Below are 16,545 nucleotides of genomic sequence, written 5' to 3'. Positions count from 1 at the left end.
AGATTATGATGAAGAAATACGCACTTTTATTACTAAGTTTTGCATTGATTATGGTTTTAGCAGCATGTGGGGCAGATAAGAAAGAATCAGCAACAAAAGAGAAAACAGCTGACAACAGCACAGTGGAAATCACAAATGAATACAAAATGATGGGTGAAAAAGAAGATGGTAGCGATGCTAAAGACGTTACAGAAAAAGTAGAAGTTCCTAAAAACTCTAAAAAAGTAGCAGTATTTGACTACGGTACCCTTACAACTATGCAGGAACTGGGTCTATCTGATCATGTCATCGGTCTGCCTAAAGGTGAAGGAAACCGTTCAGTCCCTGAATTTCTGTCAGATTTCAAAGACGATAAATATGCGAATCTCGGCTCACTGAAAGAACCTAACTTCGAGAAATTAGCTGAACTGAATCCCGAAGTCATCCTGATCTCAGCACGTCAGGCAAGTGCGAAAGTCATGGATGAGATGAAAAAAGCAGCACCAGACGCGAAAATCGTTTACATGGGTACGAAAGACACTGCTTATATCGACAGCGTTAAAGCGAATACAGACAATATCGGTAAAATGTTCGATAAAGAAGAAGAGACAACAAAGTTAAATAAAGCATTGGATGATAAGATCGCAGAAGTTAAAAAGAAAACTGAAGCATCTGATAAAACCGGCTTATTTGTATTAGCGAACGAAGGCGAGCTATCAGTATTCGGTAAAGGCGGACGCTTCGGCTTCATTCATGACGTTCTCGGCGTGAAAGAAGCGGACAAAAATATCAAAGCAGAAGGACACGGCCAGGTCGTGAACTACGAATACTTCAACAAAACAAACCCTGACATCATCTTCGCGATGGACAGAGGCGTAGCTGTCGGTGGCAAATCATCAAGCAAACAAGCGTTATCAAACAAAGTCATCGAAGATGTGAGTGCAATCAAGAACAAGAAAGTCATCGATGTGGACCCATACCTGTGGTACTTCTCAAGTGGCGGTGTGAAAACAACAATGCAGCAGATTGATGAAATTGAGAAAGCATATAAGTAAGAAGTGAGGCGATCCTGAGCAGGATCGCTTTTTTCATTATTACTGTATATGATGTAAATAAATAGAGATGAGGACATGAATAAAAAGGTAGTAGTGAGTGATAGTGTGATTATTCTATCAGGTATGCTTTATTTGGTGAAGAATAAAGTGACAGAATCTGTTATTACATAAGAAGCGACAACACAAGTAGAGAATCAAGCAGATGAAACGCCAGATAAAGCAGCGAAAAAGTCATGGTTCCGGCGAGACATGCGAAAGAACCGTGACCATCCTATGACAAAACCCGGCAACACGTTATGTGCAGCCGGGTTTCTCTTATTTTATACTTCAAATAATGGGGATAGATCGTCCTGTGTCAGGATATTGCCAACGAAGAATTCACCGAACTCGCCGTAGCGTGCGGATACTTCGTCGAATCTCATTTCATAGACCAGTTTTTTGAACTGAAGAACATCATCAGCAAACAGTGTGACGCCCCATTCGTGATCATCAAAGCCGACTGAACCTGTGATGAACTGTTTGACTTTACCTGCATAGCCACGGCCAATCATGCCGTGTGAGCGCATTAAGCCTTTGCGATGATCCATGTCGAGCATATACCAGTTATCGTTACCTTCGCGGCGTTTGTCCATCGGATAGAAGCAGACATATTCACTGCGAGGGATCTCAGGGTAGAGACGTGAGCGTACATGTGGATTCTGATACGGGTCTTCATCAGAGTCACCTGCTAAGTAATTACTGAGTTCGATGACTGATACGTATGAATATGTCGGAATCAGGTAATCGCTGATTGCAAGTTTATTGAATTCAGTTTCAAGCATCGTCAGCTGTTTCATTTCAGGACGCAGCAGCCAGAGCATCAGGTCTGCTTTCTGGCCTGTGATGTTATAGAACGCATATGAACCTTCTTTTGCTTCATGGTTCGCTTCAAGCTTTGACAGATATTCTTTTAATTCGGTGACCATCTGTTCGCGGTCTTCTGCTTCAACCAGTTTCAGGCTTGAAAAATCGATGGCATAGAACAAGTGTAGGCTGTACCAGCCATCTAATGTTTTTGCTGCTTCAATCATTGATATCTCTCCTCATAGTTTATTCTTCTCCAATATACCATAATAAGCGGAAAATTCTGCATTCAGACATTTACAAATTGATGACGTGAATTCTGTATTCAAATGCTCTATAATAAGAATGTAAATTGTATGAAACAATACTAGGAGGCTATTATGGCTAATTTATTAGACGTACTAAAAGGCAAATTAGAAGGCAAAAATGTTCGTATCGTTTTTCCTGAAGGGAATGACGAGCGTGTGCTCGCAGCGGCGGTTGAGCTCAGCAAAACGGATTATGTGGCACCTGTTGTGTTAGGTAATGCAGATGAACTGAAATCAGTCAGCGAGAAATTAGGTCTATCTTTAGACGGTCTTGAAACGATTGACCCTGCAACCAGCGAGTTACGCTCAGAACTCATCGCTTCTTTCGTTGAACGCCGTAAAGGTAAAGCAACTGAAGAACAGGCTGAACAGATGATGAATGATGGCAACTACTTCGGTACAATGCTTGTGCATACAGGTCAGGCAGCAGGTCTTGTATCAGGTGCCGCTCATTCTACAGCTGATACAGTGCGTCCGGCCCTTCAGATCATCAAAACTAAACCAGGCGTCTCAAAGACTTCTGGCGTCTTCTTCATGTTACGGGAAGATGAGCAGTATGTTTTCGGTGACTGTGCCATCAACCCGACACTGGAAGCTTCTGATTTAGCTGAAATCGCTGTTGAAAGTGCAAAAACAGCGCAGAGCTTCGGTATGGAACCTAAAGTTGCGATGCTCAGCTTCTCAACTAAAGGATCTGCTAAAACGTCTGAAACAGAAAAAATCGTTGAAGCGACTCGTTTAGCGCAGGACAAAAAAGCAGAGGCAGGACTTGATGATGTTATAATTGACGGCGAATTCCAGTTCGATGCAGCTTTTGTTCCTTCTGTAGCGGCTAAAAAAGCACCTGAATCACCTATCCAGGGTGACGCCAATGTATTCGTCTTTCCTAGTCTTGAAGCGGGTAATATCGGTTATAAGATTGCGCAGCGTTTAGGTGGATTCGATGCAATCGGACCTATCTTGCAAGGTTTGAATGCGCCAGTTAACGATTTATCACGCGGCTGCTCGACTGACGATGTCTATGATCTGGCCATCATCACAGCAGCACAGACGCTTTAATGTCTAAGTTTCACGGCAAGTGGCAATATATTGATCACACGACAGGACTGCAGCCTATGCAGTCCTTCAGTTTTGATGACACCTTTTGTCACTTGGTCGGACAGAATAACTGGAATAGTGTCGTGCGGACATGGGTGCATCAGCACGTCATTATTCTGGGCATTCATGACAGCAGACTGCCGCATCTGAAGGACGGGATTGATTACCTGATTGACCATGGTTACGGCGCTATCGTTCGTAATTCGGGCGGTCTTGGCGTCGTGCTGGACAGTGGGGTGCTCAATATATCGCTTATCTTTGACGGCGGACAGACCTTCTCGATTGATGCAGGCTATGAGTTGATGTATGACCTCATCAAAGAGATGTTCAAGGATTACGGTGTTGTGATTGAGGCCAAGGAAATCAAGCATTCTTACTGTCCGGGCAGCTATGACCTGAGTATCGATAATAGGAAATTTGCCGGCATCTCTCAGCGCCGTGTACGCGGCGGTGTTGCTGTACAGATTTATCTCTGTGTTGAAGGAAGCGGCAGCGAGCGAGCGCGTCTTATGCAGGAATTCTACAGACTTGCGTTGCAGGGCGAGGAGACGAAATTCTCTTATCCTGATATTCATCCTGGAGATATGGCAAGCTTAAGTGAGCTGCTCGGCTTTGAACTGACGGTGGAAGATGTTCTCTTCAGATTGCTCGGTTCCATGAAATCACTGGGTTCAGAATTATCGATGGTGAAGATGACAGATGACACGTGGTCATTGTATAATGATTACTTCGATAGAATGATTGAGCGTAACAAAAAGATGATAAAACATATGGAGGATGTGAACAACAATGCGCAATAAGTTTCAAGTCTGTGATGACTGCCAAGGTGTTAACCTGCGGACGCTGTTACCTAAACTCGAAAAACTCGATCCAGATGCTGAAGTGGAAGTCGCATGTCAATCCTACTGTGGTCCCGGACGGAAGAAAACATTCGCATTTGTGAACAACCGTCCTTGTGCAGCCCATACAGAGGAAGAGCTGATGGAGAAAGTCGAGAAACGACTCGCACAGAAACGCGATCCGGAGGAAGAGGCAAGACTTCAGAAACGTAACGAAGAGCGTAAGCGTCGTATGGAAGAACAGGAAGCTAAGATCAAAGCGAAACGTCTGAAATAAAAGTTCTGCTGACAGCTGTCAGTGGAACTTTTTTCTTTACAATTCAAAACACATTCTTTAGCTCAAATTTACTAGGCCTTTACATCTCGTTGCTATAGTGAGAGAGAAGATAATATGAGATGAAGGGTGGATTCAGATGAAACGTATTTTGATGACAGGTGCGCGTGCTCCGATCTCTTACGCAGTGGTTCAGCAGCAAGTGGCATTAGGGAATCAAGTTTATCTGACAGATTCAACGACAAAGGTCAGCATCAAGCATTCGAAATTTATTGAGGCGTTCATCGTGACGACTTCGCCACGTTTTTCAACTCAGGAGTATATTGCTGATATCAATGCAATTATCTGCGAACACGATATAGACTATATTCTACCGCTGAACGAAGAGTCCTTCTATCTTTCTCATTGCAAACATTTACTTACAGCACCGGTCTGGGTGGAAGATATCGATAAGATGCTTTCTGTCCATAACAAATTCAGCTTTACACAGCTGATCGATGATATGGGCTTCAGAGTACCTGATACAGCTTATGTCTCTACTAAGAAAGAACTAACTGCTTTCATTACGCGGTTCCCCGCTGAACATTATATCGTCAAGCAGCCGTTCGGCCGTTTCGGCCAGTCGGTTCGTAAATTATCAAGATATTCTCTTGAGTTCGGGAATGAAGTGGAGTTCCCGTTTATGATCCAGTCATTGATCTACGGGACAGAGTGGTGCTCTTATTCAATGTCTCACGACGGAAAAGCATTGTCGACTTCTCTTTATCTATCGAATACCCATGAAAGCTATAACTGCTCAACACACTTCCGGTCACAGCAGAACCCTGAACTGCAGACTGTCATTGAAGCAGTCATAAAGAAACTGAACTGGTCCTATCAGATTGCCTTTGATGTCATTCAGTGCGATAAGACAGGTGAGTTCTATTTTATCGAATGTAATCCCCGTGCAACGAACGGTGCACTTTTCATGCAGCCTGCAGTATGGAATCTGGAAACATGTGCACCGATATATGAGACCCGGCAGCTGATATTCGTTTCACTTTTCAACTGGATGAAGAAACCGAAGAAAGATACATTCGACAAACTGAAATACGGCAAGGACGTTTTCTGGCATCCAAATGAGAAAGTGATTTTCTTTGAACAGCTGATCAGCGGCGCGCAGTGGTGGTTTTCCGCTAAACGTCAGAAAGTGACGGTGAATGCGATCACAACGTACGATATTGAATGGAATGATGAACTGATCAGCATATGAATTGGGGGATTGGATGATTTACACGAGATTCGAAGCTATTCCGTTTGAGCAGGTCTTCGATTCGCCGGTCGAGAAGGCTTATCTGAAGTACAGAATGAAGGGGGTTGAAGAAGGTATTACCAACGTCCATGCTAAAGTGGAGGTGCTGCTGATTGAAGGTCAGCTGATTCCTTATAGTGTGAAGACGGGTGGCTATAAGGACAGCTGGATTCACTCCTTTACAGGACAGTATATCGAAGAGATGGTCAGTGAAGTAGAACGGATGGAAATGCCGGTCTTTCTGAAAAAAGGGGCAATGTTTCTGCTTGCAGCAGGCAGACTGCTCTTACGAGGTACACGCGAGAAGACGGTGACCCTCTACCCTTCATTTATGTCGACAACACTATATACTGAAGGCCAGCTGAAATATATTGGCAAGATAACAGATGAACTGACACGTCGTTACCGCCGTCATGCACTTGTCTTCCGTACAATCAGTGATGAGCATATGAAGACGACGCTGGAACAGGCAGGCTATGAGCCGCTGATTTCACGTGCAGTCTACATTTTTGATTCGGCTGACAGCCATAATAAGAATGAGCGCAAGGATTTAAAAAAAGATATCAAAAGGCTTGAAAAAAGTGGGCTGACTGTCACGGATCAATTGAATGACACTGAATTCGAACAACTGATTCCTCTTTACAACCAGGTTTATCTGGATAAATATTCTAGACATAACCCGCATTATACGGCTGACTTTTTCCGGTTTATGTATCAGCACATGCCGTTTAAATGGTTTGTTCTTAAAAAAGGAGAAGTTATCGTTTCCTTTATGGCGGTCCAGCAGAAAGGAGATATGCTGTTTCCGGTTTATTTCGGTATGGACCAGTCTTATAAAGGGCTGTACTTTATGACGAGCGGCCTGCTCTATCAGTATGCAAAGGATTATAACCTTAAAATCAACAATAGCGCAGGCGCAAAGGCTTATAAGCTCGCTCGTGGGTCGCGGCCGCATCTTGAGTATCATCTGGTCTATACAAAACATCTGCCTGTTGAGCAGCGGATCTTCTATGATCTTTTTATGAGATGTGCAACGCCTATAGGTGAAATCTTACTGAAAAAATTACAGTTCAAATAAATGTTTAGTTATTATTCTGATAATTTTGATGTATAATTGAACTACAACATTGACGAGTCGGACCTGGGTCCGCCTTTTCTTTTTTGCTGAGAGGTGTAATGCATGGTAAATATTAGACAAGCAACGACAGAAGATATTTCTGCTATCCGCCGTGTCGCGACGATGGCATGGCATGACACGTATCAGAATATCCTGGCGGCGAGTACTATTGTCCAGTTCCTCGCTGCAGCCTATAGTGATGAGCGACTTGAAAAACGTCTTGAGAGCTCACTTTTCTTAGTGGCTGAAGCAGACGGACAGGTCGTCGGCTTTACTAATCTGATCAACGGAACAGAGCTTTATTTATCCGCTATTTATGTAATCCCAGGCTTTCAGCGACAGAATATCGGTGGACGGCTGATTGATGAAGGCTTGAAGATCTGCAGTGATTATAATGAGCTGTTTGTTGAAGTCGCAACCGATAATCAGATAGCGTGTCAGTTCTATCACAAATATGGTTTTGAACTCGTTCGTGAATACGAAGAGAATTTATTCGGTGAAATGGTGACGACAGGTCTGCTGAAGAAAAGTTTGAAATAATCAGAGGAAACGCTATAAGAGAGCGTTTCTTTTTTTTATGGTAAAATTAACATATACTATGTCGGAGGAAACGAATGAGCTATCAATTTCAGAAAATGCCTGAAGAAAAGGTTTTTAAAGATCCTGTGCATCGTTATATTCATGTCAGAGACCAGCTGATATGGGACCTGATTAAAACGAAAGAGTTTCAGCGGCTGAGACGTATTAAGCAGCTTGGTACGCTTTATTTATCGTTCCCATCGGCGGAACATTCAAGGTTCACTCATTCACTCGGTGTCTACGAGATTGTCAGAAGAATGATTGATGAAATTTTTCACAACCGCTCTGCCTGGCATGACGAGGACAGACCGCTCGCATTATGTGCAGCTCTTCTTCACGATTTAGGACATGGTCCGTTCTCTCATTGTTTCGAGAAGATCTTTCATACAGACCATGAGGCCTACACGCGGGCTATTATTACCGGAGATACAGAAGTCAATGCGGTGCTGTCGCGTGTTCATCCGGGATTCCCGCAGGAAGTCGCGGATGTCATCAATAAGACCCACCAGAATAAGCTGGTTATCTCGATGATTTCCTCGCAGATTGATGCGGATCGTATGGATTATCTGCAGCGTGATGCTTATCATACAGGCGTCAGTTACGGCAGTTTCGATATGGAGCGTATTTTAAGACTGATGCGGCCAACTGAGGATGAGGTCGTCATCAAGGAGAGCGGCATGCATGCGGTCGAGGATTATCTCATGAGCCGCTATCAGATGTACTGGCAGATTTATTTTCATCCGGTCAGCCGCGGTGGAGAAGTATTACTTAACCGCTGTTTCAAACGGGTAAAAGTCCTGTACGAGGCAGGCTATCAATTTAAGTCGGAACCGGCTTATCTATTGCCTTTCTTCAAAGGTGAAGTCTCTGTCAAGGATTACCTGAAGCTGGATGAAACGATTCTGTTCTTTTATCTGCAGGAATGGATGGAGGAAGAAGATGCGATATTAAGTGATCTGTCAAGTCGTTTTGTCAACCGGGACCTGTTCAAGTATCTGCCGTTCGATGGTTCTGTTATTACGATTGGCGAATTGACTGAACTGTTCATCCAGGCGGGGATTGATCCTGAGTATTATTTCGTTTCTGATGCCTTCAGCGATCTGCCTTACGACTACGACAGGCCAGGTTCTAAAAATAACCGTCAGCCGATTCATCTGCTGACAAGACAGGATACAATCAAGGAGATCAGTACCCAGTCAGTGATTATCAATAGTATCACAGGTGTCAATCGCATGGATTATAAGCTCTATTATCCGAAAGAGATGATCATCAATATAGAGAACCCTGAAATCAAGGGTGCTATCATCAACTTACTCAACGAACTTAATTAGAGGTGAAAAAATGACACAGTTCCAGTTCAATATTATTAAGAACGATCCACTTGATGGTCATAAAGGAACCAATGCAGGTTCCATCAGTCTCGAGAACATTGCACCTGTCTTCATTGACGTGCTTGAAAAACGTGCATTTATCGATATCGGTGCGATGCATGCGAGAAGTGAAGTCGAAAAGCGTGTGAAATGGATTGATAATGAGGCCGAAGTAGAGGGGGAGAACGCGAAACCCTACTGGCTTGTCTGGGTCACGACAGAACGAGGTCCGGCAGGTCCGTATTACGCGGGCGTCACTGCCTGTTACATGCTTGTCAACAAGACGAAAAAGCGAGCGTTCAAACGGATGCATGAACATGTCAATATGATGGATAAATCGATGAAACATCACTTTATTATCGATCAGATCGGGGATGACAATAAGCAGATACTTGCTGAGTTTCTGCAGCAGCATAATGCCGTAATGTGGCAGAATGCTCCCGCTGAACTGAAGGCACAGCTAAATGTGTCAGAACAGTGAAGCAGCTTGAATTATTAAGCGTACAGCAGTAAGATAAATATAGCTATAAAAATAGCTAGGACACTAAAGAAAGCAGGTCTTTGTACCTGCTTTCTTTATTTTTTGCTATACTGTTAGCAGGTGAATAAAATGAAAATTTGGGTGTCAACTGAGCAGAAAATCAAACAGAATAACCAGCTGCAGAAGTTCAGGCAGGAAAGTGCAGGGGAACTGACTGAGAAACGTGTGCCTTATCTCTTCTACACTGAAGAAGTAGGTGAGGAGACGATTGCGGTCAGAGTCAAACTGGATTCTGCCGGCGTCAGGATCTCGCGCAAAGGAACGATCAATATGGACTTTCTTTTTGTCGAGGGCAGGACGACGCAGAACACGTATCAGACACCGGCCGGACGTACCGTTATGGATGTCTATACGACAAAGCTGGAATTTAAAAATCTATCGGTCGGTGGCCGTCTCATCATCGAGTATGAGCTCAGTGAACAGGGCGAGAGTCATGGACATTTTAAATATCAACTGGATTATAAGGAGAGATAACGATGAATATTGTCAATCAGCTTAAGAGCACCTTGATCGATGAGATCAAGATAGCCATTCAGAAAGCAGAGTTAGTGGAGGAAGTACCTGAAATCAAGATTGAAACACCGAAAGACACTACGAACGGTGACTATGCATCCAATATTGCAATGGTACTGACGAAACTGGCGAAGCGTAACCCGCGTGAGATTGCGCAGCTTATCGTTGATCACCTTGATGCTTCTAAAGCACATGTTGATAAAGTGGAGATTGCGGGTCCGGGGTTCATCAACTTCTATATGGATAACAGTTATTTAACCGCAGTGATTTCTCAGGCCTTGACGCAGCAGGATCAGTTCGGTCATCAGATCGAGAAGAAAGAGGAGAAGATTCTTCTTGAGTACGTTTCCGCCAACCCGACAGGCGATTTGCATATCGGGCATGCGCGTAATGCGGCAGTCGGTGATACGCTGGCGAATGTGCTGGATGCTGCAGGATACCGTGTTGAACGTGAATACTATATTAATGACGCCGGTAAACAAATCGAAAACTTAGCTTATTCAATCGAAGCCCGTTATCTGCAGGCGCTTGGCGAGGAAGCAGAGCTGCCTGCTGATGGCTATCACGGCAAAGATATCATCGGTATCGCTGAAGAGCTGGCAAAGAAAGATGAACATTACAAAGACATGCCGAGCGATGAGCGTATTAAGACATTCCGTAAACTAGGTCTTGAATATGAAATGAAAAAGCTGAAGCAGGATTTGGCGGACTTCAATGTTCATTTCGATAACTGGTTCAGCGAATCGTCTCTTTATGAAAATGGAAAGATTGATGCGGCACTCTCTAAAATGAAGGATAATGGCTATACATTTGAGCAGGATGATGCAATGTGGCTGCGCACAACTGATTTCAAAGATGATAAAGACCGTGTGCTGATCAAGAGCGACGGCACTTATACTTATTTCCTGCCGGATATCGCGTATCACTTCGATAAGGTCGAACGCGGCAACGATATACTCATCAACTTATTCGGTGCCGATCACCATGGCTATATCCCGCGTCTGAAAGCCTCTCTTGAGACACTCGGCGTTGATTCCAGCCGGCTTGAGATACAGATTATGCAGATGGTCCGCCTGATGAAGGATGGTCAGGAGATGAAGATGAGTAAACGTACAGGCAATGCGATCACATTGCGCGATATCATGGATGAAGTCGGTATCGATGCAGCACGCTACTTCCTGACAATGCGTAGCCCTGATACACACTTCGACTTCGATATGGAACTCGCAACGAGTGAATCAAGCGATAACCCTGTCTATTATGCACAGTATGCACATGCACGTATCTGTTCCATCATCCGTGCAGCGAAAGAGCAGGGAATTGAAGTGGATTCACAGGCGAACTTCCGCCTGATCACCCACGACAAGGCATTTGAACTGTTAAAACGTGTGGCTGATTTTGAGAGCACGATTGAATCAGCGGCTGAAAACCGGGCACCGCATCGCATCACGAACTATATCCAGGATCTGGCGAGCCACTTCCATAAGTTCTATAATGCAGAGAAAGTGCTGACGGATGATCTTGAGAAATCTAGGGCACATGTAGCGATGATTGAAGCGGTCAGAATCACTTTAAAGAACGCTCTGACGCTTATCGGTGTATCAGCACCGGAAAAAATGTAGGAAATAGCGGGACTGCTGCTCAGTTCCGCTTTTTTTCTATAATGAAAGAGGAGAAGAAGATGAAGAAAGTATTCCTGCTCATTTTGCTGACAGCCCTATCCGGGTGTCAGAATGAAAATCATGAGGAAAGAATCATCAGTCTGATGCCTAGCAATACAGAGATTTTATATGCCATGGGACTGGGGGATGAAGTCATCGGCGTAACAACGAACGATGACTACCCTGAAGACGTGGCGTCGAAAGAGAAATTCGACAGCTTCAATCTGAATAAAGAGCAGCTGCTGCGAATGAAGCCATCAATCATTGTTACACATGAGTCGGCGCAGATGAGTCAGCAGAAAGTATTAGAGTCCCTTGAAGATAAAGGGATTAAAGTGGTCTATATCAAAGAGGCGAAGAAACTTGACGAAATTGATGAGACAGTGATGCAGCTGGCTGAAGCAGTCGGTCATCAGAAAGAGGGAAAAAAAGTTGCTGACAAGCTGAATCAGGAGATAGAAGATGTTATCCATAAATATCAGTATCTGCCGAACCGGGACGTATTTGTAGAGGTGTCGTCAGAACCTGACTTATACACTGCCGGACAGGGTACGCTTTTTGATGATATGCTGACACGTCTCGGATCGACGAACGTGTTCCATGATCTTAGCGGCTGGCAACCGGTCGCACTCGAAACTATGCTCAGACGTAAACCTGACGTCATGGTATCGATGACTGGAATGCCGACTGAAGACTATACAAAACTTGTTCACAGTAGACCAGGTTCCAGCAAAGTGGAGGCAGTATCGCTGAATGACGACTGGATTACGCGTCCTGGCCCAAGAATTGCGAAAGGACTGGAACAGCTTGCAGAAGCACTTGACCAGTAAGCTGTCTTTCCTGCTGATTATCGCTGTCTTCTGTCATCTGTTTATTGTCAGAGGACAGGGGCTGCCTGCTGATGCATTCGACTGGATGATTGTGACGGAAGTCAGACTACCTCGGACATTGCTCGGCTTACTGACTGGATTTGTTCTGGCGCTGACAGGAGCTGTCTTTCAGACAATCTTCAGCAATAAGCTAGCCGATTCTTTTACGCTGGGTATTGCCGGCGGTGCCAGTCTCGGTAGTGCAATAGGTGTGGTACTCGGCGTTTCTGCTGCTGGACTAAGTATTACGGGCAGTCTAATGACATTGGTTATTGTCATCGTGCTCACTCAGCTCTGCTTTCGTTCAAATCAGCGCATCGGAATGGTGCTTTTCGGAATGTTTATCAACTTTTTCTGTTCCAGTGCTCTGTATGGACTTGTGATATTTTGGCCGGGAAGAACGAGACAGCTGCTTAATTACTTGTTCGGCAGCATCGGTACGGCTGGATGGCAGGATATAGCAATACTGCTGCCTGTGACAGTTTTCGGAACGATAGGTCTTCTTATGCTGTCGAGAGCTGTCTCAATTGTGGCAAATGGTGAGACCATTGCAAGAGGTGTCGGTGTAAATGACAGACAGACGACTTACATAGCGCTGACTATAGCTTCTGTGATGACAGCTGTACTGATCAGTATGACGGGTATTATCGGCTTTGTCGGTCTTATTATTCCGCAGTTGTTCAATGGTATAAAAAAATTACTGACAATCGGGCTGATGGGCGGGCTCTCGGTCATAATGGCCGATTTCCTGGGTAATAATATGATAACGCCCATTCAGCTGCCGGTCAGTGTACCTCTGTCGCTTGCAGGATTACCGTTATTATTGATGATTATACTGAAAAAAGGATATGGAGGAGAACGATGAGAACAATCTATCATTATCACGATGGCAGCTGGAGCAAAAAATCAGAACGGATAGAAGACATACCAGTCGTGGATCAGACGTGGACCGAAAGAGTAAATGAAATCATCAGTATGACCGGCAATCTTCTGCACATTGAGACAAGGGAGAACCACAAAGCATTATGGGGCTCTCATATCTATGAACAGAGCCTTGAAGCTGAAGATGACTATACTGATTTTCAGTTCTATCTGGATGAGAAAGATCTTATCCTCATGAATATTGATGTGCCAGCCATGCTCTGCTATACAGAAGAAGAGCTGCTGAGCGATAACAGTAAGCGTTCTGCCTTAGAGACGTTTTATATCATCCTCAAGAATACAACTAATTCTTACATGGAACAGATTGATGAGTTTGAATATAAGCTCCACGATATATTATGGGAAGTCAAGGACCGTAACAACATCAAGATTCTGGATGAGGTGGCTGAGGCAGATCATCAGCTGCTGCTCTGCAAATCACAGGTCGTGACTGTCAAAGAACTCTTTATGATGACAGAAGAAGCATTCGGGAAAGAGATCACAGAGAGCAAATACTACCATCAGATGGAATCACGGGTTGAGCGCGCCCGCTTCCTGATCAACGCTTATGAAGAGGAAATCGATGCACTCCTTGATTTTGAAAACCTGGTATCGTCCTACCGGGGGAACGAAATTACAAAGACATTGACGATATTTACTGCACTCTTCGCACCTGCTACATTGCTCGGCGCGATATGGGGAATGAATTTCAAACATATGCCGGAACTCGACTGGAAGTTCGGTTACTTGATGGCTTTATTGTCGATGCTTGCAGTGACATATGGTATTTATATCTACTTGAAGAGTAAGGGCTGGATAGGAGACCTTCTGAATACAAAAGCAGACCGGAGAAATAAGTTTTTCTAAAGTTGCAGCTCGTACTGATAGAGTGAAGTGATATGAAGTGCATTCTGCATTTCGCCGCACCGAATAGCATGCTTCACTTCTTCTGAAGACAGCAGAATAGTCTCAATCTCTTCAAAATCATCTGGTGAATCCTGACCCGTATTAACAGTCTCTTCTATCAATACGGTATAGCAGCGATTAGTCTGGATGGCAGGATTCGGCATCATGGTGCCGATGAGTCTGCCTTGCCCTGTGTAACCCGTTTCCTCCAGCAGCTCTCTTTCAGCGGCCAGTACGATATCCTCACCCTTGTGATTTTATTTGATAAATGAGAATATATTTACATAATAAATGAGAGCTAGAATATACACTAGCTCTCATCTGTTTAATTAATTCCTATTACAAGACTATCTCTTGCAGCTTCAACCATTCCAACACTTATTTTATCCAGATTATTAATTTCTATAATATCAATGTATTAGCTAATATTATATTATAAATAACTCAGAGGAGAAGTTTCATGATAAAACAAATTATAGAATATATTATAGATAAAAATGGTGATAAAAATATGATAGGACGTAATTTTTTAAGTACACAAGACGAAGATATGCTATCTAAAGTTTACAAGACTTTTAGTAAGATCAATAATACGAAGATTGTTTATTCTATGGTAAAAGAAAATGCAAAAGAACTCTTAGAATATATTGGAAAGTTGAATGACCAAGAACAATCAGAAGTTAATTATCAATCTAATCGTTACCTTTTAAATTATTTAGCAATGGCAAGGCTATTTATAGATAGGGTAGAGGAAAATATTGCAGAAAATTACACTAAAAATTCTGTTGAATATATAAACTTTAAAAAGTTAACATCTAATGAATATGACTCTAGTTTTACATATAGACTTTTGTGGGATTTACGGAATTATACACAGCATTATGCTTTACCTATACACAAATATAAACAATTTATAGATGAAGAAGAAAAACATCATTCAAAAATATATATATGTCCAGACATTTTAATTAATGGTTCATTTAAATGGAAACTTGTAGTTTTGAAAGATTTAAAGCAGCAAACTAAAGATTTAGATGTTTTAAACTTAATAGAAGAACATATGATTTCATTAAGTAAAATATATAAGTATTTTTTATTATGTTATATAGACCAATTTAAAGAAGCTATAAATAAATATGAAATATTTAGAAATGAATATGGATATACAGGAATTTTATATTTAGTAGAGTTCAAAGATTATAAAACATATAAAAAAGCTGATATTAGAAATTATAAAAATGCGAAATTATTAGGACATGAAAAATTAATAGATGATTATATATCTGAATTAGATAACCATGGCTTGTTTAATTTCTAAATATTGTATTATCAGATAGGTTTATTAAAGTATAATAAACGACCGTTTTACACACAAAATAGTGCATACGGTAAAAGGATGTCACTTAAGACGCTATTTTACGCCTGTTTTTAAGCGCTATTTTGCACTATAAATTATTAAAAGCTATCTCCTTTTAAAAGATAGCTTTTTAATGCTTACTTGATTCCGATTACTAAACTGTCTCGTGCAGCTTCAACAACCTCTGTTGTTATGGTTTCAAGATTATTAATTTCAAGTATCCTTTCAATTTGAGTGAACAATCTTTGTATAAGTCTAAAATTTCCTCCAGTAATCTTTATGATGCTAGTTATTGCCTCATAATCGGAAAAGTCCTCAAGTTTTATAGAAAGTTCTAGTTCTTCCCATTTAAACTCCAAGATATGATGGGTTTCATCTTTACTGAGTTTATCAAATTCATGAGCAAATCCAATTCTAGAATAGAGTTGGGGATATCGAGCCAATCTCTTTTCAATTCCAGGCATTCCGATTAATATCATTGCTATATCATTTCGATCATATATATCCCTTAGTTGCTCTAAGTTTTGCACTTTTAGTCGATCTATCTCATCAACAATAATCAGGTCAATTTCTTCAAACGAACTAGTAGAATACTCTTCTTCTTCACCTCTGTTAAGTACTTTATACATAGTTCTAACCATACCCATTCTAGTTCCAATACTATGAATTTCATCTGTCATTTTAGTAGCCCGTACTGCTGGGGCTGTATAAAAAATCGTTCTAGCATCAAGAATCTTTTCATCTGCATTCGCACCGATTTCCTTTGCGTTTTTATAGGCTATTTGTTTTTGGATAGAGTCCCAATTTGAATAATACCTTGAGGATAATGTTTTTCCTACACCTGGCAGACCATAACAAATACCTATATATTTATATTTGATACACGCATCACAAAACTCTGCAAATCTTTTATATTCTTTTGTTTCAATAAACTTCTTTGATTTATTCATTGAAATACCTCTTGAGTTTTGACTTTTTAGAATCAGATTTATTCGACTGGTTCTCGAAATCTTTTTGCTTTGAT

Annotated in this window: 18 protein-coding genes; 15 read left to right on the top strand and 3 right to left on the bottom strand. The window is 42.2% G+C overall.

The window, feature by feature from the left end; genetic code table 11:
- The first annotated feature begins 8 nt into the window (after positions 1-8).
- Positions 9-1,034: a ferrated catecholamine ABC transporter substrate-binding lipoprotein SstD gene (locus ERX40_RS08515; protein ID WP_133418079.1), complete on the top strand. Its 1,026-nt coding sequence runs from the start codon at positions 9-11 to the stop codon at positions 1,032-1,034.
- Between the two features lie 320 nt (positions 1,035-1,354).
- Here the strand turns inward: ERX40_RS08515 and hemQ are convergent, their stop codons facing one another.
- Positions 1,355-2,104 carry a hydrogen peroxide-dependent heme synthase gene (gene hemQ, locus ERX40_RS08510; RefSeq protein WP_133418078.1) on the bottom strand — a complete coding sequence of 250 codons (750 nt, stop codon included), beginning with the start codon at positions 2,102-2,104 and terminating at the stop codon, positions 1,355-1,357.
- A 153-nt stretch (positions 2,105-2,257) separates the two neighbouring features.
- Here hemQ and pta point away from each other — a divergent pair, with 153 nt between their 5' ends.
- The 13 genes from pta (at position 2,258) to ERX40_RS08445 (ending at position 14,125) form a co-directional block, all read left to right on the top strand.
- On the top strand, positions 2,258-3,244 hold the full coding sequence (gene pta, locus ERX40_RS08505) for a phosphate acetyltransferase (RefSeq protein WP_133418077.1): 987 nt from the start codon (positions 2,258-2,260) through the stop codon (positions 3,242-3,244).
- Positions 3,244-4,083, top strand: coding sequence for a lipoate--protein ligase family protein (locus ERX40_RS08500; RefSeq protein WP_208001674.1), 840 nt, complete (start codon positions 3,244-3,246; stop codon positions 4,081-4,083). Before pta ends, ERX40_RS08500 begins: the two co-directional genes overlap by 1 nt.
- Positions 4,073-4,399, top strand: coding sequence for a YuzB family protein (locus ERX40_RS08495; protein ID WP_133418076.1), 327 nt, complete (start codon positions 4,073-4,075; stop codon positions 4,397-4,399). The genes ERX40_RS08500 and ERX40_RS08495 overlap by 11 nt, the downstream gene beginning before the upstream one ends.
- A 136-nt stretch (positions 4,400-4,535) precedes the next feature.
- Positions 4,536-5,648, top strand: coding sequence for an ATP-grasp domain-containing protein (locus tag ERX40_RS08490; RefSeq protein ID WP_133418075.1), 1,113 nt, complete (start codon positions 4,536-4,538; stop codon positions 5,646-5,648).
- Positions 5,649-5,661: 13 nt separating this feature from the next.
- On the top strand, positions 5,662-6,765 hold the full coding sequence (locus ERX40_RS08485) for a peptidogalycan biosysnthesis protein (RefSeq protein ID WP_133418074.1): 1,104 nt from the start codon (positions 5,662-5,664) through the stop codon (positions 6,763-6,765).
- 102 nt (positions 6,766-6,867) lie between these two features.
- A complete protein-coding gene (locus ERX40_RS08480) occupies positions 6,868-7,344 on the top strand; it encodes a GNAT family N-acetyltransferase (RefSeq protein ID WP_133418073.1) in 477 nt (158 codons plus the stop codon).
- 74 nt (positions 7,345-7,418) lie between these two features.
- The gene (locus tag ERX40_RS08475) at positions 7,419-8,714 is read left to right on the top strand and encodes an HD domain-containing protein (protein ID WP_133418072.1); all 1,296 of its coding nucleotides are present in this window, start codon (positions 7,419-7,421) and stop codon (positions 8,712-8,714) included.
- A gap of 10 nt (positions 8,715-8,724) precedes the next feature.
- Positions 8,725-9,234, top strand: coding sequence for a YwhD family protein (locus ERX40_RS08470; RefSeq protein WP_133418071.1), 510 nt, complete (start codon positions 8,725-8,727; stop codon positions 9,232-9,234).
- A 129-nt stretch (positions 9,235-9,363) separates the two neighbouring features.
- Positions 9,364-9,768, top strand: a complete 405-nt coding sequence (locus tag ERX40_RS08465; RefSeq protein WP_133418070.1) for a YwiB family protein — start codon at positions 9,364-9,366, stop codon at positions 9,766-9,768.
- 2 nt (positions 9,769-9,770) lie between these two features.
- Positions 9,771-11,429, top strand: coding sequence for an arginine--tRNA ligase (gene argS / locus ERX40_RS08460; RefSeq protein WP_133418069.1), 1,659 nt, complete (start codon positions 9,771-9,773; stop codon positions 11,427-11,429).
- Positions 11,430-11,488: 59 nt separating this feature from the next.
- On the top strand, positions 11,489-12,298 hold the full coding sequence (locus tag ERX40_RS08455) for an ABC transporter substrate-binding protein (protein WP_165980722.1): 810 nt from the start codon (positions 11,489-11,491) through the stop codon (positions 12,296-12,298).
- Positions 12,222-13,202: a FecCD family ABC transporter permease gene (locus ERX40_RS08450; RefSeq protein WP_133418067.1), complete on the top strand. Its 981-nt coding sequence runs from the start codon at positions 12,222-12,224 to the stop codon at positions 13,200-13,202. Before ERX40_RS08455 ends, ERX40_RS08450 begins: the two co-directional genes overlap by 77 nt.
- Complete coding sequence (locus ERX40_RS08445; protein WP_133418066.1) at positions 13,199-14,125, top strand: magnesium transporter CorA family protein; 927 nt, start codon at positions 13,199-13,201, stop codon at positions 14,123-14,125. The genes ERX40_RS08450 and ERX40_RS08445 overlap by 4 nt, the downstream gene beginning before the upstream one ends.
- Here ERX40_RS08445 and ERX40_RS08440 read toward each other — a convergent pair.
- A complete protein-coding gene (locus ERX40_RS08440; RefSeq protein ID WP_133418065.1) occupies positions 14,122-14,403 on the bottom strand; it encodes an NUDIX hydrolase in 282 nt (93 codons plus the stop codon). The genes ERX40_RS08445 and ERX40_RS08440 overlap by 4 nt on opposite strands.
- A gap of 221 nt (positions 14,404-14,624) precedes the next feature.
- Between ERX40_RS08440 and ERX40_RS08435 the strand changes: the two genes are divergently transcribed.
- The gene (locus tag ERX40_RS08435) at positions 14,625-15,482 is read left to right on the top strand and encodes a hypothetical protein (protein WP_133418064.1); all 858 of its coding nucleotides are present in this window, start codon (positions 14,625-14,627) and stop codon (positions 15,480-15,482) included.
- Positions 15,483-15,658: 176 nt separating this feature from the next.
- Here the strand turns inward: ERX40_RS08435 and ERX40_RS08430 are convergent, their stop codons facing one another.
- Positions 15,659-16,471 carry an AAA family ATPase gene (locus ERX40_RS08430; protein ID WP_133418063.1) on the bottom strand — a complete coding sequence of 271 codons (813 nt, stop codon included), beginning with the start codon at positions 16,469-16,471 and terminating at the stop codon, positions 15,659-15,661.
- Positions 16,472-16,545 lie beyond the last annotated feature (74 nt).

It is taken from the genome of Macrococcus carouselicus, from assembly GCF_004359515.1.
Lineage (GTDB): Bacteria > Bacillota > Bacilli > Staphylococcales > Staphylococcaceae > Macrococcus > Macrococcus carouselicus.
The sequence above is the reverse complement of the archived record's forward strand: the minus strand, read 5'-3'. Positions and strand labels throughout refer to the sequence as shown.